A 21,845-nucleotide genomic window follows, 5' to 3' on the forward strand; every position below is an offset into this window, starting at 1 on the left:
GTTTTTCATTTAGGGGATGTGATATGCCTGTTAAGGTGCTGGTTGTTGATGATTCAGGTTTCTTTAGACGCCGTCTTGTCGAAATATTTGAAGCCGATCCTAGACTAACCGTTGTTGGTACTGCAAATAATGGAAGGGAGGCGATAGATAAGGTTCAATCCTTATCGCCTGATGTTGTTACTATGGATTATGAGATGCCTGTGTTAGATGGTATCGCTGCTGTAGTCAATATTATGAAGCTTAAGCCAACGCCTGTGCTTATGTTTTCCTCATTAACTCATGAGGGAGCAAAGGTTACTCTAGATGCTCTAGAGGCCGGTGCAGTTGATTTTATGCCGAAGAACTTTGAGGATATCTCTCGTGATTCGGCTGTAGTTAAGCGTGCATTGGTTGATCGGGTACTGGCTGTTGCTAGAACTCGATTTGCAGGTGATAGAAGACCTGTTGCTGCGCTTGCTCCACGTGAGGCTCCCAAGCCTATCGTAACTGACCGTGGTGTTATTATTCCGCGTGTGAGAAAGCGAGTGAGCCTTGTTGCCATAGGCACATCTACTGGTGGTCCTATGGCTTTGCAAGCGGTATTAAGCAAATTGCCTAAAGACTTTGCGGCGCCTCTCGTGTTGGTTCAGCATATGCCAGCTGCATTTACTGGAGCTTTTGCTGAGCGGTTAAACAATATCTGCCAGATTACAGTAAAAGAAGCGCAAGACGGTGATCGTTTGCAAGCTGGTGTTGCTTTATTAGCTCCGGGTGGAAAGCAAATGATGATTGACCCTCGAAATGGCGGCTGTGTCCGTATTCTTGATGGGGATGAGCGTCTAAACTACAAACCTTCTGTAGATGTTACTTTTGGTTCGGCGTCAAAATGTTATCCGGGAAAAGTACTGTCTGTTGTCATGACTGGTATGGGTGTTGATGGTCGCGAAGGTGCTCGTATGCTAAAGAATTCAGGTTCGAGAGTCTGGATTCAAAGTGAAGAGTCTTGTGTGATCTACGGTATGCCAATGGCAGTAGAAAAAGCTAATTTAGCGGATGATATTATTGACTTAGAGCATATTGGTGAGCGCATTGCACGTGAGGTTGGCTAGTGGATTTTGTTACCTTAGCAGGACTATTAATTGCTTTCAGCTCCGTATTTCTAGCTAACTGGTTAGGAGGAGGCGAGATAATCCTTCTTCTTAACCTGCCTTCCGCTATCATCGTTATTGTTGGTAGTATTGGCGCTACACTTATTCAAAGTAGTATTCAGGAGGCAGCTCGTGCTCTTGTTTTGATTAAGTGGAGCCTTTTCCCTCCTGTTTATGATTTCAACTCCGCCCGCGCATTGATAAACAACCTTGCCCATAAAGCTAGAAGGCTCTCCTTGCTTGCTTTAGAGTCTGATATTGAGGCGTTGAATAACCGTTTTTCGAGTCGAGCCTTGCAAATGGCTATTGATGGTACTGATCCTGATTTATTGGCTGATAGACTTCATGATGATGCTGTTCGTATTTATGATAAACGAATGAAGAGTGTGTCATTTATTGAATCAATAGGAGGGTATGCGCCCACATTAGGGATTATGGGCTCGGTACTAGGTCTGATTCAAGCTATGGCGAATTTAGATAGTCCAGAAGCATTAGGGCATGGTATTGCTGTCGCTTTCGTTTCTACGCTTTACGGCCAAGGCTTTGCCAACTTAGTCATTTTTCCCATTACTAAGAAGTTAACTGGTTATGTTGATAAAGAGCTTCTGTTCCATCAACTACTTATTGATGGTATTTGTGGTATTGCCACAGGTAAGCATCCATACAGATTAGAGTTAGAGCTTAATACTTATGAGTGATACTCCACCTCGGGTATCGAGGCGTCGTCGTGTGGTGACTAAGTCACCACCATCTGGTGCACAAGGCCGAGACCGTTGGATACTTTCTTATGCTGATTTCATTACTCTGTTATTCGCTTTTTTTGTGGCGCTATATTCCCTTTCATTAAAGAACTCAGGTGATGAACAACGCCTTAAAGAAACCCTTCATGGTGTTTTCGATGCTGTTCAAAAGTCGATTAAGCCTATTAATATTGGCGAACCTATTGTTGGGGAGCCAAAAGATATTGAAGTGGTTGAAACGAAACCTATTCCTGCTGCGCCTCCAACGATAGAGGAGAGTAACTCCTCTGCTGTTTACGCATTATTAAGTCAAGTCGTAGAAAATCAATTTTCAGGACTACATGCATCAGGTCAAATATCTGTCACTGAATCAGCAGATTGGGTAAGTTTGGAGTTGAAGTCTGGTTTATTGTTTGGTCAAGGGGAGTACGATTTAACGAATGAAGCTGTCGCCTTATTAATCCTAGTTGCAAACATTCTAAAGGTGCATCCTTCAGTGATATTGGTTGAGGGCAATACGGATGACTTGCCAGTTAATTCAAGACGTTTAATTTCGAATTGGCACTTGTCTAGTTTGCGCTCTTCCTCTGTTGTGGATGAGCTGGTTTATAGAGGGGTGGACCCAAAAATGATCGCGCCAATCGGTTTTTCTAGCGAACATCCTAAAGTAAGAAACACAAATGATTATGCTCGTCAGCAAAATCGCCGTGTAATCTTGCGAATTAGTAAGCGTGAGGCTGATAATCTCTATGATTACTTGTTTCAATAGCGTGTTACTGTATATGATTGCAAGGAATTCGTAAGCAAAATAACAGCATAGGGTATCAGGGGAGTCAGAGTGCACATTTGGGCAGTGGCGAATCAGAAAGGCGGCGTTGGTAAAACGACCACAGTAGTTTCTTTAGCAGGGTTGTTGGCTGACGCTGGTCATCGGGTATTAATGATAGATCTTGACCCGCATGGCTCACTGACGAGTTATTTTCGTTTTGATCCTGATTCTATAGAAAAGAGTGCTTACAACCTTTTTCAGGCGACTGGAAAAATTCCAGAAGAGTTACCTGCATCGTTAATATTAGAAACAGGCCATCCCAATTTATCTTTAATGCCAGCATCTACAGCATTGGCAACGTTAGAGCGTCATGCCCAAGCTCAAGGTGGTATGGGGTTGGTTATTTCTAAAACACTGGCAATTTTATGGGATGACTACGATTATGTGTTGATCGATAGCCCTCCTGTACTTGGTGTGTTGATGATTAATGCATTGGCGGCTTGTCAGCAACTAGTGATACCTGTACAAACTGAGTTCTTAGCGATAAAAGGTTTAGAAAGAATGGTCAGAACATTGACCATGATAAACAGGGCAAGAAAACGTCCAGTGCCATTTTTGATTGTGCCAACTCTTTTTGATCGCCGTACTCAGGCTTCCAATAAAAGCTTACGTAGCTTGAAAGATACCTATGAAGAGTTGGTATGGCATTCGGTGATTCCAGTGGACACGAAGTTAAGAGATGCCAGTACAGCAGGTATTGCTCCTTCGGCACTGGATCCTAATGCTCGAGGAATTAAGGCTTACGCAAGTCTGATGGATTCTTTGCTGAACCCAGCGGGATAGTAACAGTTTATGAAAGACACAAAGAGTAAAGAAGCAGTTTTAGTTGGGCCTCAATTAGCTGTCCAGCGTTATCTTGATGATTTATTACAAGAGGCGACATCTGAGCCGTCTGTAGAAGAGTTAGATGAGGCCGAATCTGTTGAACCTGAACCTGTTGATTCTGATTTAGTTGAATCTGAACTGGTTGATTCAGAAGCTGGACTGAGTGAAGAAGAACTTTCAGCTTTAGATGCATCATTTAAGGATTTTGAAGAAGCAATATCGGCTCAAGTTGATGGCTTGTCATTAGATTCTGAAGACGCCAATATTATTCAGCCAGAGCCAGAGCCAGAGCCAGAGCCAGAGCCAGAGCCAGAGCCAGAGCCAGAGCCAGAGCCAGAGCCAGAGCCAGAGCCAGAGCCAGAGCCAGAGCCAGAGCCAGAGCCAGAGCCAGAGCCAGAGCCAGAGCCAGAGCCAGAGCCAGAGCCAGAGCCAGAGCCAGAGCCAGAGCCAGAGCCAGAGCCAGAGCCAGAGCCAGAGCCAGAGCCAGAGCCAGAGCCAGAGCCAGAGCCAGAGCCAGAGCCAGAGCCAGAGCCAGAGCCAGAGCCAGAGCCAGAGCCAGAGCCAGAGCCAGAGCCAGAGCCAGAGCCAGAGCCAGAGCCAGAGCCAGAGCCAGAGCCAGAGCCAGAGCCAGAGCCAGAGCCAGAGCCAGAGCCAGAGCCAGAGCCAGAGCCAGAGCCAGAGCCAGAGCCAGAGCCAGAGCCAGAGCCAGTTAAGAGAATTTCGAGAACAGATCCTTTGCCATGGGCGACAGGTAGATTTGAGTGTTTGCTTTTTTATGTCGGTGGTTTGAAACTTGCGGTACCTTTGGTTGAGTTGGGTGGGATTTTTCAAAGTGGAAGAGATAAGTTAACGTCAATATTTGGACAGCCAGATTGGTTCATGGGCGTTGCGAATGTTGGAGAGTTTAACCTTCGTACTGTTGATACTGCGCGCTGGATAATGCCTAATCATTATGAAGGCGAAATGAAAGACAATTTTAAATTCGTAATACAGCTTGACCGTACTGATTGGGGTGTTGCTTGTGAACGCGTGGCAGAGGCTATTACCTTAGAGCCATCGCAAGTGAAGTGGCGCAGTGATCGAAGTAAGAGACCTTGGTTAGCTGGTACGGTAATTGATCATATGTGTGCCATACTTGATGTGCAGGGGTTTATAGAATTGTTAGACGACCCCCAAAATGGATTTAAAAACACGCAAAAATAATTGTAATGATCATTTTTTGATCTTTGGAGATGAATAATGGCAACTACTAGCATAGCGTTAAAAAATGCAAATCAGTCAGAAGATCCGATGTTGCAATGGGTGACATTTCGCTTAGAGAATGAAATCTACGGTGTAAATGTTATGCAGGTAAAAGAAGTTCTGCGCTATTCTGAGATAGCCCCAGTTCCTGGAGCTCCTAGTTATGTTTTGGGTATTATTCACTTGCGTGGAACGGTTGTAACCGTTATTGATACTTGTCAGCGATTTGGCTTGCCATCAGGCGAGCTTACAGATTCTACGCGTATCATGATTCTTGAAGTGGAAGGTCATGTTATTGGTATTCTGGTAGATGCAGTATCTGAAGTGGTTTACCTCCGTCAGTCTGAGATTGAGCCATCGCCAAATGTTGGTAATGATGAGTCATCTAAGTTCATCCAAGGTGTTTGTCATAAAAATGATATTTTATTAATTCTTGTCGATCTAGATAAACTGTTATCAGAAGATGAATGGTCTGAAGTAAGTAATTAAGGTAGTTGTACTAAATGGAATCTCAATGGTTATTTAACCTTCTCTTGATACTTCAATTTGTGATCTTGATTGCGGTTGTCGTTTGGGCTTTTAGATTATCGAAACGGCTAGAGCGCATGAAGCAGCATCACGCAGAAGCAGAATTGAATCAAAAAAAGCAAGTGCAAGTACTTGCCTCAGGATCAATAGGGATGGGGCGACGCTTGGTAGCTATTGAGAAAAAATTGAATCTCGCTGTAGAAAAGCAATCTGAAATTTTATCGAAAGAGGGTGGGGTCTCATACAATCGCGCTATGGAGCTTTTGGAAATGGGCGCAACTATTGATGATTTGGTTTCTAAATGCGGTCTTATACGAGCTGAAGCAGAATTGATCAGCTTATTAAAGCAAGAGTCACGTAGGAACTCTGATTACCACTGATGATCTTTGATTTTATGTGCAAAAGCGATCACCTCTGCGACGGCTAGATACAATGATTCCGGTATTTCTTCTCCTAATTCCAAAGTGCTGAGCATTTCTACAAGCTCAGGGCTTTGGTGAAGTAGAACGCCATTCTCCTTCGCAACTGTCAAGATTTTTTCAGCAAGTAAACCATTTCCTTTTGCGACGACTGTTGGTGCTGCGCTAAAGTCATATTTTAAAGCGACTGCTTTTTGCATTATGTTCTCACATCTATTAACGATTGAGTCTTAACAATATTAGTTTTTTCTTTATCGAGTTTAGCTTGAAAAGCGTCTAATCTTTCGATCTCAATGTCTTTGTCTTTTAATTGTTGTTTCAATGTAGACAGATTCTTTTGTAATTTTTGTACCGTTTCTGGGTCTTCTGCGGCAAAGAGTATTCCAACTTTATTTGCTTGGATACTGGCTCTCGCATCGAATCTTCCTGTTTCTTCAAAATCAAACTTTAGTTTTACCAGCCAGCGCCTATCTTGTTTCTCTTGCTCTTCTGAACTTGCGTCTTTATCTATCTCTATTTGTACAAAACTTGGTGATTGACCATGTTTAATTGGTAGTTCTATATGCAAGGGATAGGTTGGAGTGTTGAACTGATTAGGTTCTGAAAAATGCCGTAACTGGCTGGTGGTAATGCGTTCGATTGCATTTGCAATTTGTTCTGTTGGAATACTGCCAAGACGCATAGGGCCAATGCTTTCCTGGGCGTCTTTTAACTTTGTCAGATTGAGTTTTAGGTCGGCGGGTATTTGCGTTTTACTGTCATTAGCCAGTAATGATTCAGAGAATAACCCGCTTGTTTGAATGGCCTGTTTCATAGCTTCTGGCGAGGTTGTTAGGGCTCCCAACGTTGGCATATTTTGCATCAGCTGTTTAAGCGCTTGTTGCGTTTGCGGTAGCAAGTTCGCATTCGACGTCTCGTTTAGGCTGTGTAATTGTTTGACGAGCTGAGACATATCCCCAAGAGACAACTGCTTCGGTAGGCTTTGTTTAAGTGCTTCTGTTTGAACAGTAGGCGCTGTCGCACTAGTTTTTGCTGGCAACACCTGCATATTGTTATTGGCGTCGACCATGACTCGTACGACATCGCCTTTTTTCAATGGCGTTTGACTAAGAATAGGAAACTCTGTTTTACCATCAGAAACCCTTGCTAGTTGTGGGTTTGATTGGGTGACTGTTGCTGTAGTCGTTTGAATGCTCGTAGCTAGTTGCGGCGTATTCACTGTCAACGGTTGATTGGTTGTCTTGGCCTGAATGTTTGTCGCGGCGAGTTGAGGGGGTACTGTTTGAGGACTCGTTGTCTGAGCACTAGAGGTTTGAGCACTGGAAGTCTGAACGCCAGAAGTCTGGGGCGTTACGGTTGTTGGTTGAGAATTTGCTGTTGTAGAAAGTGGAGCATTACCAGTATTGTTTGTCGCAGGTGTTACTGAGGTAACCGTTAAGTTTACGACACGAGATGCCAGCATAAGATTATCAGCTTGCCTAACTTGAGGTGCATTTTGATTGACGCCCGTTTTGCTGGTTTGATTCTCTACAGGAAGAGTCAGGGAGGCTTGCAGAGAATTGGTTTTATTTAATTTGGCATTTTGGATATCACTAATGTCGATGGGCGCGCCAGTATTAACAAGAGTAAATGGCTGTTGTGCACTGGTTGCATGCAACAGTTGGGCTGGTTTGCCTTGAAAATTAAGAGACTCGCTGCCCTGAAATTTAATCAGGCTGAGATTTTCGATTAGTTTTATTTCACTGCTTAATTTCGCAATTGTTCCTGTGTTGCCTAATATATTATTGCTACTGCTGTTAGTCGCATTGCTCTGCTTGCCTGATGATGCATTAAGCATAGATTGGATGTCAGAGATCATGTAGCCTGCCTGTTGATTAAATAGCCGATTGATTTGTGCTTTTAGAAACGCTTCTCATATAATGTTTGGGCTGTTCGGTATGGTTAAGCCGTACAGTTAAAATAGTGTAGCCAAACAATGTTAACCTTGACCCTTATATCGGCCGAATTGGATAAATCTTTTGCAATCTTCTGCTTTTTTAACAATATCAGACCTTTGGATCGAGCGTGGGGAAAGAGACCTATGTAAAGGGCTTTCTTTTAGTGTTCAGTCTGGTGATGTAGTGCGTATTCTAGGAGAAAATGGGGCTGGTAAGAGTTCTTTGTTAAAAGTCATCGCTGGTGTGCTTTCGCCTCTAGAGGGGCAAATATTGTATTCGGGCGAGGATGTCACCTTAGACAGAAATTCTTTACAGCAAGATGCAATCTATCTAGGTCATTCTATTGGTGTTAAAAGCCTGCTTACTGTTGCTGAAAATCTTCGTTGGTATTGTCCTGACGTTTCTACAAGCATGTTGTATTCGGTGTTAACTCAGTTAGGCCTTATAGATCAGGTCGATGTGCTGGTGAAAAAATTATCTGCAGGCCAAGCTCGACGAGTCGCTTTGGCGCGGTTATGGTTAAATAAAAAAACACTTTGGCTGTTGGACGAACCCTTTGCTTCTTTAGATGTCAGAGGAGTTGCCCTGCTAGAGGAGCGTATTCAACAGCATGTGTTGTTAGGCGGCTTGGTGATATTAACCACCCACCAGGACTTGCTGTCCATTGCTCCTCGTGACGTAACGTTGTTATGACGTATTCTTCTTTTTTAGCGTCTGAATTTTTGGTGTTGTGGCGTCGTAAACAAGACGTTTTTAATGCGCTGTTGTTTTTCATTATTGTGGTTGCTTTGTTTCCGATAGGAATTAATTCTTCGCCTGATTTTCTGGCGCCAGCGGCGGCAGGTATCGTCTGGTGTGCTGCAGTATTGGCTATTTTGATGGCTGTAGAAAGTATGTTCAAAGAAGATTATCGAGATGGTTCTTTGGAGCAGCTGGTTGTTAGTGGATTGTCACTGCCTTTATTAATCTTGCTAAAAGTCGTCGCGCAATGGCTGGCTGTTGTATTACCTTTGCTTGTTATGATGCCTTTATTAAGTGAAATGTTATATCTGCCAAGATCAGGTTTTAGGGTATTGATCATGACATTACTCATAGGCACACCTAGCTTGTTTTTTATTGGTGTGATTGGTGCAGCTTTAACGGTATCGATAAAACAAGGTGCCATGCTGGTGATGTTACTGATATTGCCGTTTTATTTGCCAGTGATTATTTTTTCGACGTTAGCGGTTAAAGCTGCACAAGCAGGTTTGCCTTATTTAGGGTTATTGGCAATGTTGTTAGCTATGTCTTTATTGTCTTTAGTGATATCACCTTTCATGACGGCGATTGCAGTCAAAGCGAGTGTAAACTGATGAGTTGGGCATGGTTTCATAAATTAGGTTCACCTAAGTGGTTTTTTTCTTGGTCTAAATCTTGGCCGTTGCCTGTGTTTTGTTTTGGCTGCTTTTGCCTTGTTATCGGCCTAGTGTGGGGGCTTGCTTTTGCTCCCGCAGATTACCAGCAAGGTAACAGTTTTCGCATTATTTATATTCATGTGCCCGTCGCTATGTTGGCGCAATCTTGTTACTTAGCATTGGGCGTATCAGGTTTTGTGTTTCTTGTCTGGCAGATGAAAATGGCGCCTATTTTTATTAAGGCAATGGCGCCAATTGGCGCGATTATGGCGTTGATCGCTTTGGTTTCGGGTGCCATTTGGGGCAAACCCACCTGGGGAACTTGGTGGGTTTGGGATGCAAGACTTACTTCTGTTCTAGTGTTGTTTTTTCTTTATATGGGCATTATCGCCTTGCAAAACTCTTTAGAGGATCAGGTTCTCGCGAATAAAGCCGCTGCTGTTATTAGTGTCGTAGGGCTGATTAACTTACCCATTATTAAGTATTCGGTGGTGCTGCTGGAAACCTTACACCAAGGGCCGACGTTTACGCTCACTAAAAAGCCTGAAATGCCTGCAGAAATGTGGTTGCCCTTACTCTTTTCAGTGATTGGTTTGTACTGTTTCGTGGCTGGTGTGGTTCTTTGGCGTATGCAGTCTGAGATATTAATTCGCGAACATAGATCGAGCTGGGTGAAACAAGAGGTAATGGAACATGGCCTTTAATAGTTTGTCAGAGTTTTTGATGATGGGAACACACGGCGTTTATGTTTGGTCAGCTTATGGTTTTAGTGCTTTGGCTTTAGTTTGGTTGGTTTGGAATACGCTAGCAACACGCCGCAAAACCCGAGACACGTTACGTAAACGCTTTTTGAGGAATCAAACCCGCTAATGCATTCAGTAAGAAAAAAACGTCTGTTAGTCATAACCGCCATTGTGTTGATATTGAGCGTAGCGGTTGCCTTGGTAATGTATGCCTTGCAGCAGAATATTAATTTATTCTTTTCTCCTTCCCAAATTGCTATGGGTGAAGCGCCACGAAATACCAATATTCGCGCGGGTGGAATGGTAGTGAAAGGCAGTGTTAAACGTAACCCTGACACTTTGGTGGTCGCTTTTGATGTGACTGATTTTCAGCACAAAGTCACCATTAAGTATCGTGGGATTTTACCTGATCTATTTCGAGAAGGTCAGGGCATTGTGGCTCAGGGTAAGCTAAATAATGACGGCGTGTTTGAAGCGACCGAAGTATTGGCTAAACATGATGAAAAATACATGCCGCCAGAAATCACTGAAGCATTGAAAAATACCCAACGTTCGACGGGCGAGAGCGCAGAGTCCGCGCAATCTACTTATTAATTTAGGCTGTTTATGTTTCCTGAAATTGGTCAATTTTCACTGATATTGTCGTTATTTTTTGCCTTGTCGCTGGCCTCGGTGCCTTTGATTGGTTATTGGAAAGGCAATCGACTGTTGTTGGAAAGCGCTCTGCCACTGACTTTTATTATGTCGGCCTTGGTGTTGGTAAGTTTTGTCACTTTGAGCTTGTCGTTTCTAACGGATGACTTTTCTGTGTTGTATGTCAGCCAGAACTCCAATAGCCAGTTGCCTGTTTGGTACAAATTTAGTGCTTTGTGGGGCGGGCATGAAGGGTCATTATTATTGTGGGTACTTATCTTGTCTGGCTGGTGTTCCGCCGTTGCGTTAAAGATAAGAACCTTACCGGAAGATATCGGGCCCGTGGTTTTATCTGTGTTAGGTATGGTCTGTGTTGGCTTTTTATCCTTCTTACTTTTTACCTCTTCGCCGTTTGCTCGTTTATTACCGGATGTGCCTGCGGATGGCGGTGACCTGAATCCACTTTTACAGGATTTTGGTTTGATTGTTCACCCTCCTGTTTTGTATATGGGCTATGTTGGCTTCTCCGTAGCATTTGCCTTTGCTGTTGCCGCTTTGATTACAGGCAACTTAAATTCTTCTTGGGCGCGTTGGGCAAGACCTTGGACAGCAGCGTCGTGGGCGTTTCTGACTTTAGGCATCACACTGGGAAGTTGGTGGGCGTATTACGAACTAGGGTGGGGCGGCTGGTGGTTTTGGGACCCAGTAGAAAACGCGTCTTTTATGCCCTGGTTAGCGGGAACGGCTTTGTTGCATTCTCTTGCTGTCACCGAGAAGCGTGGTGTGTTTAAAAGCTGGACTGTCTTATTAGCGATTTTTACATTTAGTCTTTCCTTACTAGGAGCATTTTTGGTTCGCTCTGGCGTACTAACTTCGGTGCATTCTTTTGCCGCTGATCCTACTCGCGGTATTTTTATTCTTGCTTTGCTCTTGGTGCTCGTTGGAGGCAGTTTGTTGTTGTATGCCATTCGAGCGGCTGAGGTGCGTTCTACCGTGTCTTTTGGTGTAACAGGACGAGAAGCTTGGTTGCTGCTCAATAACATCCTATTAACGGTTCTGACGTTAACGGTATTATTAGGTACCTTGTACCCTTTAATATTTGATGCGTTAGGGCTGGGTAAAATCTCTGTTGGCGCACCATATTTCAATAGCGTTTTCACACCAATCGCTCTCTTGCTGATGGTGTTTATGGCGGTTGGCCCTTTATCAAAATGGCACCATACGAAATTTAGTGTGTTTTTTAAGGTTTGTTCTATCTCAGCGTGTATCGCTACCTTATCGGCGGGCTTGGTTGTTTATTGTTATGGGTTTGGTTTTATCGCTTGGCTGAGTTTGGCGGTGGCATTTTGGGTGGTGTTCTTATCCTTCTCTGATTGGTTTGGAAAAGTCTCTGCTGGTACAAAAGGGATTATTCCTCGCGCTCGTCAATTACCAAGAAATTACTACGGTATGTTATTGGCGCACCTTGGTATGGTCGTTACCTTGGTGGGGATTGTATTGGTTAGCGTCAATAGCCATGAATCTATGTTGCGATTATCTCCCGGGGATCGAGCAACTATCGCAGGCTATGAATTTCAGTTTGATCAAATGGAACAAGTGAAAGGACCAAATTACGTGGCAAGCAAAGGGCAATTTACCGTCTATAAAGCTGGTAAAGCTGTTGCTGTTCTACATCCAGAAAAGCGTTTTTTTTCAACTCGTCAGCAAGTCATGACGGAAGCAGCATTAGATGCTGGTTTTACTCGCGACTTGTATGTTTCCTTGGGGGAACGACTGGATGATTCCGCATGGAGCGTACGAATTTACGTGAAATCTTTTGTGCGTTGGATTTGGCTTGGCGGTTTGATGATGATGGCTGGTGGTTTGTTGGCTGCGCTAGATAAACGCTATCGAAAACGAGCAGGAGTTTAACTATGCGGAAGTTGCTGTTTTTTATGCCGTTGGCAGTTTTTCTGATACTTAGCGTAGTGTTTTATTTGCAGCTCGGCAAAGATGCTCAGTATATGCCTTCAGCCTTGGTGGGAAAAAAAGTACCCGAGTTCACCTTGGTGTCGTTGCAAGACGATCAGGTTTATACGCACAAAGATTTACCGAATACGTCTTATTTGATTAATTTCTGGGGAACTTGGTGTCCTGCATGTCATGTTGAACACCCTTTTTTAATGGAGCTGGCAAATTCTGGTGTGCCTATTGTTGGCATCGATTACAAAGATGAGAAAGTGCTTGCGGAGCAATGGTTAGAGCAAAAGGGTAATCCTTATCAAGACATATTAATGGATGAGATCGGCAACTTTGGCGTGGATATGGGTGTCACAGGCGCACCTGAAACCTTTGTTGTTGATCGTTCTGGTGTAGTGGTTTATCGGCATCAAGGTGTGATTAATGCCGAAAATTGGCCTGAAATAAAAGGCTATATGAAATGATACTTATTAGAGATGTTTTCTTATCTATTGCTGTGCTTCTTTCCTTATCAGTTTTTGCACAGGAGCAAATGACCTTTAGCTCAGAATTGAACAAAACACGTTATCAAAGTTTGGTTGAAGAATTACGTTGCCCAAAATGTCAGAATCAAAACTTGGCAGACTCTGGCTCTGGCATTGCTGTTGACCTTCGTGAGCTTGTCCATCAGATGATAGAGCAAGGTAAAACGGATCAGGAAATTGTTGATTACATGGTGGCGCGATATGGCTCTTTTGTTTTGTATCGTCCACAGCATTCAACTGCAACATTTTTACTTTGGTATGGTCCGTTTATTCTGCTTGGAATAGGGCTTTTGGCTTTTGTTGTAGTGGTGATGGCGAACCGTAAACGACGAGGACGAGATTTATGATGATCGCATATTTGCTGATGGCCACCATGATGGTGATGAGTATTGTCTATCTTTTCGGCTCTATTACTCATCGTTTGGGTAAGTATTCAATTAATAAAGACGATCAAAATATACAAGCGTTTTCTATGGTACGCCGAAAAGAAATCGCGGAAGAAGAGGATGCGGGTCGATTGACTCCGAGCGAATCTTTGCAGTTGTTATCTGATGTAGATTATGAGGAGAATTCTATTGATGGCCGACAAAAACGCTTTTTTCATAATGATATTCTCTTTGCTCGTTGGGTCATGCTTTGTGTAGTAGTTGTTGCCGTTTTGGGTAGTGTGAGTCTGTATCAACAAATTGGTTATTCGAAAGATGTGGCTTTTACACAAGATTTGCAAACGCAGCAACTGACTCCGCAGAAAGTGAGCGATTTTTTAAAATATCGCAGTGCGCGTTATGACAGAGTTGAGGATTGGTATTATTTAGCGACAGATTATGTCGGTGCTGAAAAGTATCAAGAAGCGGTAGTTGCGTTTGAGATGGCATTAGAAAAACTACCGCGCAATGCCGAAAACCGTGTGAACTTATTGGTTGAATACGCTCAAGCTATTTTTTATGCGAATGGGGGCCAAAGTTCCGATAAAATGCTAAAAATTGTTGATGCTATTCTGCAAGTGGCACCAACCCAAGCCACGGCTCTGGATTTGAAAGGTGTGGCTAATTTTGCACAACAAAACTATTTAGGCGCCGTATTAGCTTGGCAAGAGGCGATTCGTTATAGCGTACATTCAACGGAACGCTTGGCGTTATTGTCGGCGATTAGTAAAGCACGAGAATTAGGCCGAATTGATTATCAGCAAGTTGCGCCCATTATTACCGATCAGTTAGTGGTGAAAATTGAATGGGATGCCAGTAAGTTGACATGGAAAAGAGACGATATTTTGCTAGTTTATGCTGTGGTTAAGGGGCAAAAAATGCCAATCGCCATACAAAGAGTATTTCCTGAGGATTTGGGGCAGCCTATTTTGTTAACAAATCTTGACTCCTTAATGCCAACTGTAACCTTGGCGGAAGTTAATAGAGTCGATTTAGTGGTTAAATTGGCGAATATTAATGACAATGATCTTACAAAAGGTCGAATTATCGGTACAAAGCATGGTTTACTTACAAATCGTAAAGAGATTTTCGTAATCAACGTAGCCTTGTAATTGAATCCTAAGCCGCTTCGTTTGATAATACGATCAACATTAATTGATGCAATTCGGAATGAGTAATGGAATTTAGCTTGCGTGAGTGGCTAATCTTGATTGGGGTCGTCATTATTGTCGTTATCCTCATAGATGGATTTCGTCGGTATAAAAAAGGGCAGGAATATGCCCAGGCAGATAATGACTTCTCTGATATAGATGAATCAGATGATGATGCACTAGTGCGTCAAGGCTCTGCCGTTGGGTATAGTAAAGTCTCTTCAAGTGAACGAGTAAAATCGTCACAAGATCCTATCGTTAATGCTTTTGAGAATGCTAGGAAAACGGCAAAATCGCCGTTAGCCGATGTCCCTCATAAAGTTGATTCTGGTCCAGAGCTGGATAGAGGTGAAGAAATGCACCTTGATGAGTTGGCTTCTTTGGTGCCTGAGCGAGATTTTGGCGATTCTGCAGTATCTGAGCAAAACTATTCTGATGATGGCTTTTATGAGCAAGATGATCTTGATTTGGATTTTGCTATAGAGACTAATAATAGCTATGACGGTCATGTTGATGAGGACTATGAACGCAGTTATTCAGAAATTGATATCGATCAAGTGACACCGAATAGTGTGATTGATGGTATTAACGAAGGTGATCAAGAAGACAACAGTATTGCTGAAATAGAAGAAGTCATCGTGATTAATATTTTTGCCCCTGAAGAGCAAAACTTCTCTGGTATGGAGCTGCTTCAGCTTATCTTAAATTGCGGTATGCGCTACGGTGAAATGGATATTTTCCATCGTCATGAAGATGGTTTCGATCGTGGTCGAGTGCAGTTCAGTATGGCAAATGCTATCGAGCCGGGCACTTTTGATTTAGAAACTATGGGAGAAAGCGATTGCCCAGGTGTTAGCTTCTTCATGGGCTTGCCAGGTCCAAAAAATAGCATGAAAGCGTTCGACTTTATGCTTGAAACAGCTCAGACCTTAGTACGTAACCTAGGTGGGGAGCTGCGTGATGAGCGCCGAACTCCGATGAGTGATCAAACGATTGCTCATTGTCGTCAGCGAATTCGCGATTTTGAGCGCCGCCGATTAATGCGCAACAAACAGTAATAATATCAAGGCCCTAAGGGGCCTTGATTGTTTTGATGTTTATTTTTAATACAAGCCTGCAGAAAATTTCGAGTTTATTTATATATGACCCAAGAGACAGACATGACGCATCAGCAGATGCTGGACTTGATTCAGCAACTTAACGATTACAGCTATGCATATCATGTAAAAGACGAACCAATTGTTCCTGATGCAGTATACGACCGTGATTATTGTCAGCTTCAATCTATAGAGGCCGAGCACCCAGAGTGGATTCAAGAGGATTCTCCAACCCAGCGAGTTGGCGAAAAGCCAGACAGCGGTTTTGCTAATGTCGCTCATACTGTTCCTATGTTGTCTTTAGACAATGCCTTTGACAATGAGTCTTTGTCTGATTTTGATCAGCGCATTCGCAAATTACTTAATACCGATCATGTGACGTATTGTTGCGAACCGAAATTAGATGGCTTGGCTATTAGTTTGCGTTATGAAAACGGACGTTTGGTACGAGGCGTGACGCGCGGTGATGGATTATCTGGTGAAGACATTACGTCGAATATCAAAACGATCTATTCTGTACCTCTGAAACTGCGCACTCAAACGCCGCCAGCAGTATTAGAAGTTCGCGGCGAAATCTATATGCCAAAAGAAGGCTTCGAAAAACTGAATGCCTTAGCGGTTGAACAAGGTGAAAAGACTTTTGTTAACCCTCGTAATGCGGCAGCAGGCAGCTTACGCCAACTTGATCCTAAGATTACTGCCACTCGTCCCTTGGTGATGTGTGCGTATTCAATTGGTTATGTAGAAGGTTGGGATCAGCCGAAAAGTCACTACGAAGGCCTGCTGAAATTAAGCGAGTGGGGTTTTCGTACCAATGATCTAATGGCAACAGCTGAAGGCGCACAAGGTTGTATTGATTATTACGAAATGCTCAACGAAAAGCGTGCAAACTTGTCTTATGATATCGATGGTATTGTTTATAAAGTTGATCAAATTACCTTACAGAATCAACTTGGTTTTATTGCGCGTGCGCCACGTTGGGCCATCGCCAGAAAATTCCCCGCTCAGGAAGAAATGACTCGAGTGTTAGGTGTTGATTTCCAGGTGGGTCGTACTGGCGCTATTACACCTGTTGCGCGATTAGAACCAGTATTTGTTGGCGGTGTGACGGTTTCTAATGCAACCTTGCACAACAAAGACGAGATCGCTCGATTAGGTGTAAAAGTGAATGACTTTGTGATTGTTCATCGCGCAGGTGACGTGATTCCTAAAGTCGTTCAGGTAGTTTTAGATAAGCGCCCTGATGATGTGACGGATGTTATTTTTCCAGAAGCTTGTCCTGTTTGTGGCTCGGACTTGGAACAAGTTGAAGGTGAAGCCATCATTCGCTGTACTGGCGGTTTGGTGTGTGGTGCGCAGCTAAAAGAGTCTCTAAAGCATTTTGTTTCTCGTAAAGCGATGGATGTTGACGGCCTTGGCGATAAGCTGATTGAGCAGCTGGTGGATCAGGAACTTGTTAAAACGCCGGTGGATATTTTTACCCTAGTCGAGAAAAAGGACACCTTGTTATCCATGGAGCGTATGGGGCAAAAGTCAGTCGAAAAGCTTCTTGCTTCAATCGAGACGGCAAAGAATACGCAATTTAACCGCTTTATCTACTCCTTGGGTATTCGAGAAGTGGGTGAAGCAACGGCTCGTGCCTTGACCAGCTATTTTACTGAGCTAGATGATTTGATGGCGGCAGATCAAGAAACCTTGGTAGAGGTGGAAGATGTCGGCCCCATTGTAGCTCAACACGTGCGTTTGTTTTTTGATCAGGAATTAAATCGAGATACCATTAAAGGCTTGTTAGCTGCTGGTGTTGTTTGGGAGAAGAAGCAGCAAGTTTCAGCTGATGAGTTACCCTTGTCTGGTAAAACCTATGTTGTAACGGGTTCATTAAGCCAATTTAGTCGCGATCAAGTAAAAGACAAGTTGCAATCATTAGGTGCTAAGGTGAGTGGTTCAGTCTCAGCGAAAACAGATTGCTTAGTTGCTGGTGAAAAAGCCGGTTCGAAACTCACCAAAGCGCAGTCTCTTAATGTGCCAGTTATTGATGAAGCTGGCGTGATTGCTTTGCTTAATCAACATGGGGCGATCTAATTGGATACTTTAATACCTTATGATTCATTAGCCCCAGACACGTTAGAAACAATTTTGGATGATATTGTGTCGCGTGATGGCACGGATTATGGTGACTATGATTTGTCGGCAGCGCAAAAGCGCGAGCAGGCGCTCAGGTCGTTACGAAACGGGGAAGCTGTGCTGTTGTTTGATACAGAAAGCGAAACCATCAAAATGATTCCGAAAGGTGACTTAAGTAATTACGACCTCATGTGAGGTCGTAATTTTTTTGTTATTCCACACAATCTCGAACACAATGGTTAATATTGTGATCCATTACTCTCGATGGCTCTTCACCAGTGTTGCGACCTACGATTTTTGCAGGAACACCAGCAACGGTTGTGTGGTGTTCAACAGGTTCTAATACTACGCTCCCCGCACCAATTTTCGCGCCTTCACCGATTTCAATATTGCCAAGAATTTTAGCACCGGCACCAATTAATACACCTGAACGTATCTTAGGATGACGATCGCCGTGCTCTTTACCTGTGCCGCCTAGAGTGACCGATTGCAAAATAGATACGTTGTCTTCAATAACACAGGTTTCACCCACCACAAGGCCTGTGGCGTGGTCTAGCATGACTCCACAGCCTATTGTTGCTGCTGGATGGATGTCGACACTAAATACCATCGACATTTGTCCTTGTAGATACAGGGCTAAGCTCTTGCGATTGTTTTTCCATAACCAGTTTGCTACACGATACGTTTGTAAGGCGTGGAAGCCTTTAAAAAACAGCAGTGGCGTAGTAAATGTATCGCAAGCAGCGTCCCTTTCTTTTATCGCTAAAATATCTTGCTCGATGCATCTGACAATGCCAGAGTTAGTATCTGCCATGGCTTCTTCGAATACTTCTCGTAATACCATAGCGGGAATTGATATGCTGTCTAGCTTGCTGGCGAGTAAAAAACTTAAAGCAGAACACAATGATTCATGGCGTAAGATAGTAGTATTGAAATAGCTGGCCAAAATAGGCTCATCTTGTGCAAGCTTTTTTGCTTCCGCTTGTAAAGATGGCCATAGATTGTCAGAAGTCACGGCATGATGCATTGTTGTACTCAAGGGGTATTCACCTATATCGATTCACGTTTAGAATGTAGGTTATAAGGTTAGGGTTAAACAATACAAGTGGCAATATGAAGATTGCTCAATAAAGATGGAGATAACATGTCTAAAAAAAATGTTGCTGATGCATTGCATATCTTTTATGAATTAAATTCCGCGTTTTCCGATGCCTATTGGGAAACCAACGATATTAATCAGAAAGATCGCTTTTTTGCGATGAAAGGCATATTGCAAGATGAACTTGATGAATTGCATAAATTGAGCCTACAGGACCACGTTTATCCTTATGAGCCAATTAATCCAAGTTTGTTGCAACTGAGCGATAAGCTAAGGGCTTTGTTGCCAGAACTTAATCATTATGTATTCCGTCCTCAAACCTCTAGTCGATTTGTTGAGCTTATTCCAAGTGCTTGTGAGTTGTTTGAATCATAAGAGAATGATGGCGTAAATATCACTGCATTGAGTTTTTTCAGAATTTACTCAATGCAGTGAGTTAAAGAACAATAGGTTTAAGTTCTTGCATTAAAGGTTTTGGCTGCGTTTTAGGTCGCGAATGATAAAGCGGCTTGGGTGCAGTTTATGGCTTACCTGTTGCTCTAAAGGAGAAGGAGTGCCAGTGATTAAGCTGGCAATATAACTTCCACTTAATGGCGTAGAAATAAGTCCTCTCGAACCGTGCCCGATATTGATGTAGAGCTGTTTTATAGGCTCTGCAACCTCATTACTTTGCCACTTCGCATTCTTAGTTAAAGTTGAGTAGGCTTGCTGATAAACGTCCTCTGATTGAACCGGTCCAACAATCGGCGTGTAATCTGGCACGGCACATCTGAACGATACTCGTCCACCACAATCCTCACTGTTAAATGTTTCTTTTGGCAATAAAAGCAGGCTTTCTAAAATGGCTAAATTGCGTTTATGCCCTTCTTCTCTTACTTGATCATCTAGGTCTTTTAGATCGTATGTCGAGCCAAAGTGCAGCAAGTTGTTTATCGAAGGGGAAACATAGCCAAACTCACAAAGAACCTTATCGAAGTCTATTTTATCGGTAGACTCACCGATGGCTTGGCAAGCGACTTTGGCTTTTTCAATATCAATAAACGAGACTTGTCCACGAATCGGATAGTCTGGAGTGTTAGGTGTTACTCCTAAAGCTTTTGTATCATTTGCCGTGCATAGCACAACATGCGAAAAGCGTGTTTGTTGGTCGTTAAGTGGAGCTTCTTGATACTTGGGGCGTGCTTGCCAGCCAACGGTTTGGCCACCTGCTTCAACAGCTGAGAGGCTTTCAAGCTTTGTATTTAAACAAACATGAATGTTTTCGTGAGACAAAAGTGTCTCGCAAAGTTTTGTCAGCACAACCCAGCCAGATAGAGGCAAGAGCAAACTGTCTTCTCTGTCTTTGGATGCTTGTAATATGGCTTCTGGATAGAGCTTTTCATCGAGTAGTTTTTGAAAGCGTCCGGCTTCTTTGTCGTGTTTCGGTATTTGTATTAATCCGCAGGCGTCCCAGAATTGTTTGTTTTTATCTAAGCTGGAATATAAACGAGTTGCGTGTAAATAAGCTGATAAATAAAAGCGATTCACTGGCGTATCTTGAGAGGCTAGCTTAGGATAAAGCATGCCTTGTGGATTACCTGACGCACCGCCAGCAATGCAATTACCTTGTTCCCATACTTCTACTTTAATGCCTTGTTTAGCGAGCGCATAAGCGGTATTGGCACCTGCCAATCCAGCACCGACGACCAATACTGTGGTGACTTCTGATGTATTATCTTTACGAAGATTGAACCAAGATTGACCTTGGGACATGCGTTCAGATAACGGCGCAGTTGAGCTATTCAGTTCACCGACCGTCATTTCTCTTTTTTGACCAAAACCTTTTACTTTACGAACATCAAAGCCAACGTTTTTTAAGCCTCTGCGCACAATCCCAGCAGCGGTGAAGGTGGAGAAGGTTGTGCCTTGATGGCTAAGGCGGTGGATATGCTTAAACAGATTGTCTGACCACATTTCTGGGTTTTTGCTGGGAGCAAAGCCATCTAAAAACCAAGCATCAACGTCGGCATCTAACGCAGCGAAGCCATCTTCTGCTTCACCAAACCACAGTGTTAATTGGATTCGGCCTTGCTCTAGCTCCACGCGGTGCAACCCGTGGCAAACTTCAGGGTAAACGTCGATTAGTTGCTGACTTAAATGGCTTATAGACGGCCACATCTTTAGCGCGTCAGTCAGCATGCTCTTGGTCATTGGGTATTTTTCGACCGAGATAAAGTGCAGCTGTTTATCGCTGGCGGCTTCGGTTAAAAAAGCCTGCCAAGCGCATAAAAAGTTTAATCCTGTGCCAAAGCCTGTTTCGGCAATCACAAAGGCGTTTTTTTGTAGTGACGCCCAACGTTCGCTTAGTTGGTTGTTTTTTAAAAAAACGTGACGTGTTTCTTCCAGCCCTGACTCTTTGTCAAAATAGACATCGTCAAACTGGTTGGAGTGAGGTGCGCCATCCTCACCCCAAGTTAAAGCAGGAGATTCTAATTGGTAACTAGTTAACACGCGTGATGCTCTCGATAATAACAGGTTCGGTCGGAACGTTTTGGTAAGGGCCAACCGTTGATGTTGGTACTGCAGAAATGGCGTCCACAATATCCATACCAGAAGTAACTTCACCAAAAACGGTATAGCCTGCAGCGCCACGAGTGTCATGATTCAAAAAGGCGTTATCGACTTGGTTGATAAAGAATTGTGATGTAGCACTGTTTGGATCTTGAGTCCGCGCCATGGCAAGAGTGCCACGGTTATTAGCTAGTCCATTATCACCTTCATAGGCAACGGCTTTATGGGTTGTCTTGCGCTCTAGGTCTTTGGTAAAACCACCGCCTTGTACCATGAAGCCGCGTATTACTCGGTGGAAAATAGTGCCGTTATAGAAGCCTTCATCGGCATAACGTAGAAAGTTGGCAACAGATTTAGGCGCAGCGTCATCATTTAGATCGACTCGGATTGTGCCTTGATTGGTTAAAATATCGACTTCTGTCGCATATGCTTGTGAACAAAGCGCGAACAGAGCCAAGCTGGTGATAAGATATTTACGCATAGTGCTACTTCCTTATTG

25 protein-coding genes are annotated in these 21,845 nt (G+C 43.4%); 20 read left to right on the forward strand and 5 right to left on the reverse strand.

What is annotated here, in order from left to right; translation table 11 throughout:
* Positions 1 to 23: 23 nt before the first annotated feature.
* From TY87_RS10790 to TY87_RS10825, 7 genes are all read left to right on the forward strand, one after another.
* Positions 24 to 1,088, forward strand: coding sequence for a protein-glutamate methylesterase/protein-glutamine glutaminase (locus TY87_RS10790; RefSeq protein WP_100187087.1), 1,065 nt, complete (start codon positions 24 to 26; stop codon positions 1,086 to 1,088).
* Positions 1,088 to 1,825 (forward strand): flagellar motor protein, encoded by a 738-nt coding sequence (locus tag TY87_RS10795; protein WP_072841271.1) that lies wholly within the window; start codon positions 1,088 to 1,090, stop codon positions 1,823 to 1,825. Before TY87_RS10790 ends, TY87_RS10795 begins: the two co-directional genes overlap by 1 nt.
* Positions 1,818 to 2,636, forward strand: a complete 819-nt coding sequence (locus TY87_RS10800) for an OmpA family protein (RefSeq protein ID WP_072841272.1) — start codon at positions 1,818 to 1,820, stop codon at positions 2,634 to 2,636. The genes TY87_RS10795 and TY87_RS10800 overlap by 8 nt, the downstream gene beginning before the upstream one ends.
* 69 nt (positions 2,637 to 2,705) lie before the next feature.
* Positions 2,706 to 3,479 carry a ParA family protein gene (locus tag TY87_RS10805; protein WP_072841273.1) on the forward strand — a complete coding sequence of 258 codons (774 nt, stop codon included), beginning with the start codon at positions 2,706 to 2,708 and terminating at the stop codon, positions 3,477 to 3,479.
* A 9-nt stretch (positions 3,480 to 3,488) separates the two neighbouring features.
* The gene (locus TY87_RS22745) at positions 3,489 to 4,724 is read left to right on the forward strand and encodes a chemotaxis protein CheW (RefSeq protein ID WP_232617110.1); all 1,236 of its coding nucleotides are present in this window, start codon (positions 3,489 to 3,491) and stop codon (positions 4,722 to 4,724) included.
* Between the two features lie 36 nt (positions 4,725 to 4,760).
* Positions 4,761 to 5,252: a chemotaxis protein CheW gene (locus TY87_RS10820; RefSeq protein ID WP_012071089.1), complete on the forward strand. Its 492-nt coding sequence runs from the start codon at positions 4,761 to 4,763 to the stop codon at positions 5,250 to 5,252.
* 14 nt (positions 5,253 to 5,266) lie between these two features.
* Positions 5,267 to 5,671, forward strand: a complete 405-nt coding sequence (locus TY87_RS10825; protein ID WP_072841274.1) for a DUF2802 domain-containing protein — start codon at positions 5,267 to 5,269, stop codon at positions 5,669 to 5,671.
* On the opposite strand, the gene TY87_RS10830 is transcribed toward TY87_RS10825, so the two are convergent.
* Both TY87_RS10830 and fliK read right to left on the reverse strand, forming a co-directional pair.
* Positions 5,662 to 5,910, reverse strand: a complete 249-nt coding sequence (locus TY87_RS10830; protein ID WP_100187088.1) for an EscU/YscU/HrcU family type III secretion system export apparatus switch protein — start codon at positions 5,908 to 5,910, stop codon at positions 5,662 to 5,664. The genes TY87_RS10825 and TY87_RS10830 overlap by 10 nt on opposite strands.
* Positions 5,910 to 7,568, reverse strand: a complete 1,659-nt coding sequence (gene fliK / locus TY87_RS10835; RefSeq protein WP_100187089.1) for a flagellar hook-length control protein FliK — start codon at positions 7,566 to 7,568, stop codon at positions 5,910 to 5,912. Before fliK ends, TY87_RS10830 begins: the two co-directional genes overlap by 1 nt.
* Positions 7,569 to 7,728: 160 nt before the next feature.
* Here fliK and ccmA point away from each other — a divergent pair, with 160 nt between their 5' ends.
* From ccmA to TY87_RS10895, 12 genes are all read left to right on the forward strand, one after another.
* Positions 7,729 to 8,340, forward strand: a complete 612-nt coding sequence (gene ccmA, locus TY87_RS10840; RefSeq protein ID WP_100187090.1) for a cytochrome c biogenesis heme-transporting ATPase CcmA — start codon at positions 7,729 to 7,731, stop codon at positions 8,338 to 8,340.
* Positions 8,337 to 8,999, forward strand: coding sequence for a heme exporter protein CcmB (gene ccmB, locus TY87_RS10845; RefSeq protein WP_100187091.1), 663 nt, complete (start codon positions 8,337 to 8,339; stop codon positions 8,997 to 8,999). Before ccmA ends, ccmB begins: the two co-directional genes overlap by 4 nt.
* Entirely contained in the window at positions 8,999 to 9,745 is a 747-nt protein-coding gene (locus TY87_RS10850) for a heme ABC transporter permease (protein WP_100187092.1), read from the forward strand. Before ccmB ends, TY87_RS10850 begins: the two co-directional genes overlap by 1 nt.
* The gene (gene ccmD / locus TY87_RS10855) at positions 9,735 to 9,911 is read left to right on the forward strand and encodes a heme exporter protein CcmD (protein WP_100187093.1); all 177 of its coding nucleotides are present in this window, start codon (positions 9,735 to 9,737) and stop codon (positions 9,909 to 9,911) included. The genes TY87_RS10850 and ccmD overlap by 11 nt, the downstream gene beginning before the upstream one ends.
* A complete protein-coding gene (gene ccmE, locus TY87_RS10860; RefSeq protein WP_100187094.1) occupies positions 9,911 to 10,378 on the forward strand; it encodes a cytochrome c maturation protein CcmE in 468 nt (155 codons plus the stop codon). Before ccmD ends, ccmE begins: the two co-directional genes overlap by 1 nt.
* Positions 10,379 to 10,390: 12 nt before the next feature.
* On the forward strand, positions 10,391 to 12,328 hold the full coding sequence (locus TY87_RS10865) for a heme lyase CcmF/NrfE family subunit (RefSeq protein ID WP_100187095.1): 1,938 nt from the start codon (positions 10,391 to 10,393) through the stop codon (positions 12,326 to 12,328).
* A gap of 2 nt (positions 12,329 to 12,330) precedes the next feature.
* The gene (locus tag TY87_RS10870; RefSeq protein WP_100187096.1) at positions 12,331 to 12,840 is read left to right on the forward strand and encodes a DsbE family thiol:disulfide interchange protein; all 510 of its coding nucleotides are present in this window, start codon (positions 12,331 to 12,333) and stop codon (positions 12,838 to 12,840) included.
* Positions 12,837 to 13,247, forward strand: coding sequence for a cytochrome c-type biogenesis protein (locus TY87_RS10875; protein ID WP_100187097.1), 411 nt, complete (start codon positions 12,837 to 12,839; stop codon positions 13,245 to 13,247). The genes TY87_RS10870 and TY87_RS10875 overlap by 4 nt, the downstream gene beginning before the upstream one ends.
* On the forward strand, positions 13,244 to 14,437 hold the full coding sequence (locus tag TY87_RS10880; RefSeq protein WP_232617111.1) for a tetratricopeptide repeat protein: 1,194 nt from the start codon (positions 13,244 to 13,246) through the stop codon (positions 14,435 to 14,437). Before TY87_RS10875 ends, TY87_RS10880 begins: the two co-directional genes overlap by 4 nt.
* 65 nt (positions 14,438 to 14,502) lie before the next feature.
* Complete coding sequence (gene zipA / locus TY87_RS10885) at positions 14,503 to 15,534, forward strand: cell division protein ZipA (protein WP_100187098.1); 1,032 nt, start codon at positions 14,503 to 14,505, stop codon at positions 15,532 to 15,534.
* Between the two features lie 102 nt (positions 15,535 to 15,636).
* Positions 15,637 to 17,655 carry an NAD-dependent DNA ligase LigA gene (gene ligA / locus TY87_RS10890; protein ID WP_100187099.1) on the forward strand — a complete coding sequence of 673 codons (2,019 nt, stop codon included), beginning with the start codon at positions 15,637 to 15,639 and terminating at the stop codon, positions 17,653 to 17,655.
* Positions 17,656 to 17,892 (forward strand): YheU family protein, encoded by a 237-nt coding sequence (locus TY87_RS10895; protein WP_100187100.1) that lies wholly within the window; start codon positions 17,656 to 17,658, stop codon positions 17,890 to 17,892.
* Positions 17,893 to 17,908: 16 nt separating this feature from the next.
* Here the strand turns inward: TY87_RS10895 and cysE are convergent, their stop codons facing one another.
* Complete coding sequence (gene cysE / locus TY87_RS10900) at positions 17,909 to 18,724, reverse strand: serine O-acetyltransferase (protein WP_072841288.1); 816 nt, start codon at positions 18,722 to 18,724, stop codon at positions 17,909 to 17,911.
* Positions 18,725 to 18,841: 117 nt separating this feature from the next.
* Here cysE and TY87_RS10905 point away from each other — a divergent pair, with 117 nt between their 5' ends.
* A complete protein-coding gene (locus tag TY87_RS10905) occupies positions 18,842 to 19,171 on the forward strand; it encodes a hypothetical protein (protein WP_072841289.1) in 330 nt (109 codons plus the stop codon).
* A gap of 90 nt (positions 19,172 to 19,261) precedes the next feature.
* Here TY87_RS10905 and mnmC read toward each other — a convergent pair whose 3' ends face one another.
* Both mnmC and TY87_RS10915 read right to left on the reverse strand, forming a co-directional pair.
* The gene (gene mnmC, locus TY87_RS10910; protein WP_100187101.1) at positions 19,262 to 21,286 is read right to left on the reverse strand and encodes a bifunctional tRNA (5-methylaminomethyl-2-thiouridine)(34)-methyltransferase MnmC2/FAD-dependent 5-carboxymethylaminomethyl-2-thiouridine(34) oxidoreductase MnmC1; all 2,025 of its coding nucleotides are present in this window, start codon (positions 21,284 to 21,286) and stop codon (positions 19,262 to 19,264) included.
* Positions 21,276 to 21,827 carry a peptidylprolyl isomerase gene (locus TY87_RS10915; protein ID WP_100187102.1) on the reverse strand — a complete coding sequence of 184 codons (552 nt, stop codon included), beginning with the start codon at positions 21,825 to 21,827 and terminating at the stop codon, positions 21,276 to 21,278. Before TY87_RS10915 ends, mnmC begins: the two co-directional genes overlap by 11 nt.
* Positions 21,828 to 21,845 lie beyond the last annotated feature (18 nt).

This window comes from Marinomonas sp. BSi20584 (assembly GCF_002792415.1).
GTDB classification, from domain to species: Bacteria; Pseudomonadota; Gammaproteobacteria; order Pseudomonadales; family Marinomonadaceae; genus Marinomonas; species Marinomonas polaris.

Excerpts from the sequence above, each read along its gene's own strand:
- TY87_RS10790 (WP_100187087.1), top strand. The coding sequence starts at position 24 with ATGCCTGTTAAGGTGCTGGTTGTTGATGATTCAGGTTTCTTTAGACGC.
- TY87_RS10800 (WP_072841272.1), top strand. The coding sequence starts at position 1,818 with ATGAGTGATACTCCACCTCGGGTATCGAGGCGTCGTCGTGTGGTGACT.
- TY87_RS22745 (WP_232617110.1), top strand. The coding sequence starts at position 3,489 with ATGAAAGACACAAAGAGTAAAGAAGCAGTTTTAGTTGGGCCTCAATTA.
- TY87_RS10820 (WP_012071089.1), top strand. The coding sequence starts at position 4,761 with ATGGCAACTACTAGCATAGCGTTAAAAAATGCAAATCAGTCAGAAGAT.
- TY87_RS10825 (WP_072841274.1), top strand. The coding sequence starts at position 5,267 with ATGGAATCTCAATGGTTATTTAACCTTCTCTTGATACTTCAATTTGTG.
- TY87_RS10830 (WP_100187088.1), bottom strand. The coding sequence starts at position 5,910 with ATGCAAAAAGCAGTCGCTTTAAAATATGACTTTAGCGCAGCACCAACA.
- fliK (WP_100187089.1), bottom strand. The coding sequence starts at position 7,568 with ATGATCTCTGACATCCAATCTATGCTTAATGCATCATCAGGCAAGCAG.
- ccmB (WP_100187091.1), top strand. The coding sequence starts at position 8,337 with ATGACGTATTCTTCTTTTTTAGCGTCTGAATTTTTGGTGTTGTGGCGT.
- TY87_RS10850 (WP_100187092.1), top strand. The coding sequence starts at position 8,999 with ATGAGTTGGGCATGGTTTCATAAATTAGGTTCACCTAAGTGGTTTTTT.
- ccmD (WP_100187093.1), top strand. The coding sequence starts at position 9,735 with ATGGCCTTTAATAGTTTGTCAGAGTTTTTGATGATGGGAACACACGGC.
- ccmE (WP_100187094.1), top strand. The coding sequence starts at position 9,911 with ATGCATTCAGTAAGAAAAAAACGTCTGTTAGTCATAACCGCCATTGTG.
- TY87_RS10865 (WP_100187095.1), top strand. The coding sequence starts at position 10,391 with ATGTTTCCTGAAATTGGTCAATTTTCACTGATATTGTCGTTATTTTTT.
- TY87_RS10870 (WP_100187096.1), top strand. The coding sequence starts at position 12,331 with ATGCGGAAGTTGCTGTTTTTTATGCCGTTGGCAGTTTTTCTGATACTT.
- TY87_RS10875 (WP_100187097.1), top strand. The coding sequence starts at position 12,837 with ATGATACTTATTAGAGATGTTTTCTTATCTATTGCTGTGCTTCTTTCC.
- TY87_RS10880 (WP_232617111.1), top strand. The coding sequence starts at position 13,244 with ATGATGATCGCATATTTGCTGATGGCCACCATGATGGTGATGAGTATT.
- zipA (WP_100187098.1), top strand. The coding sequence starts at position 14,503 with ATGGAATTTAGCTTGCGTGAGTGGCTAATCTTGATTGGGGTCGTCATT.
- ligA (WP_100187099.1), top strand. The coding sequence starts at position 15,637 with ATGACGCATCAGCAGATGCTGGACTTGATTCAGCAACTTAACGATTAC.
- cysE (WP_072841288.1), bottom strand. The coding sequence starts at position 18,724 with ATGCATCATGCCGTGACTTCTGACAATCTATGGCCATCTTTACAAGCG.
- TY87_RS10905 (WP_072841289.1), top strand. The coding sequence starts at position 18,842 with ATGTCTAAAAAAAATGTTGCTGATGCATTGCATATCTTTTATGAATTA.
- TY87_RS10915 (WP_100187102.1), bottom strand. The coding sequence starts at position 21,827 with ATGCGTAAATATCTTATCACCAGCTTGGCTCTGTTCGCGCTTTGTTCA.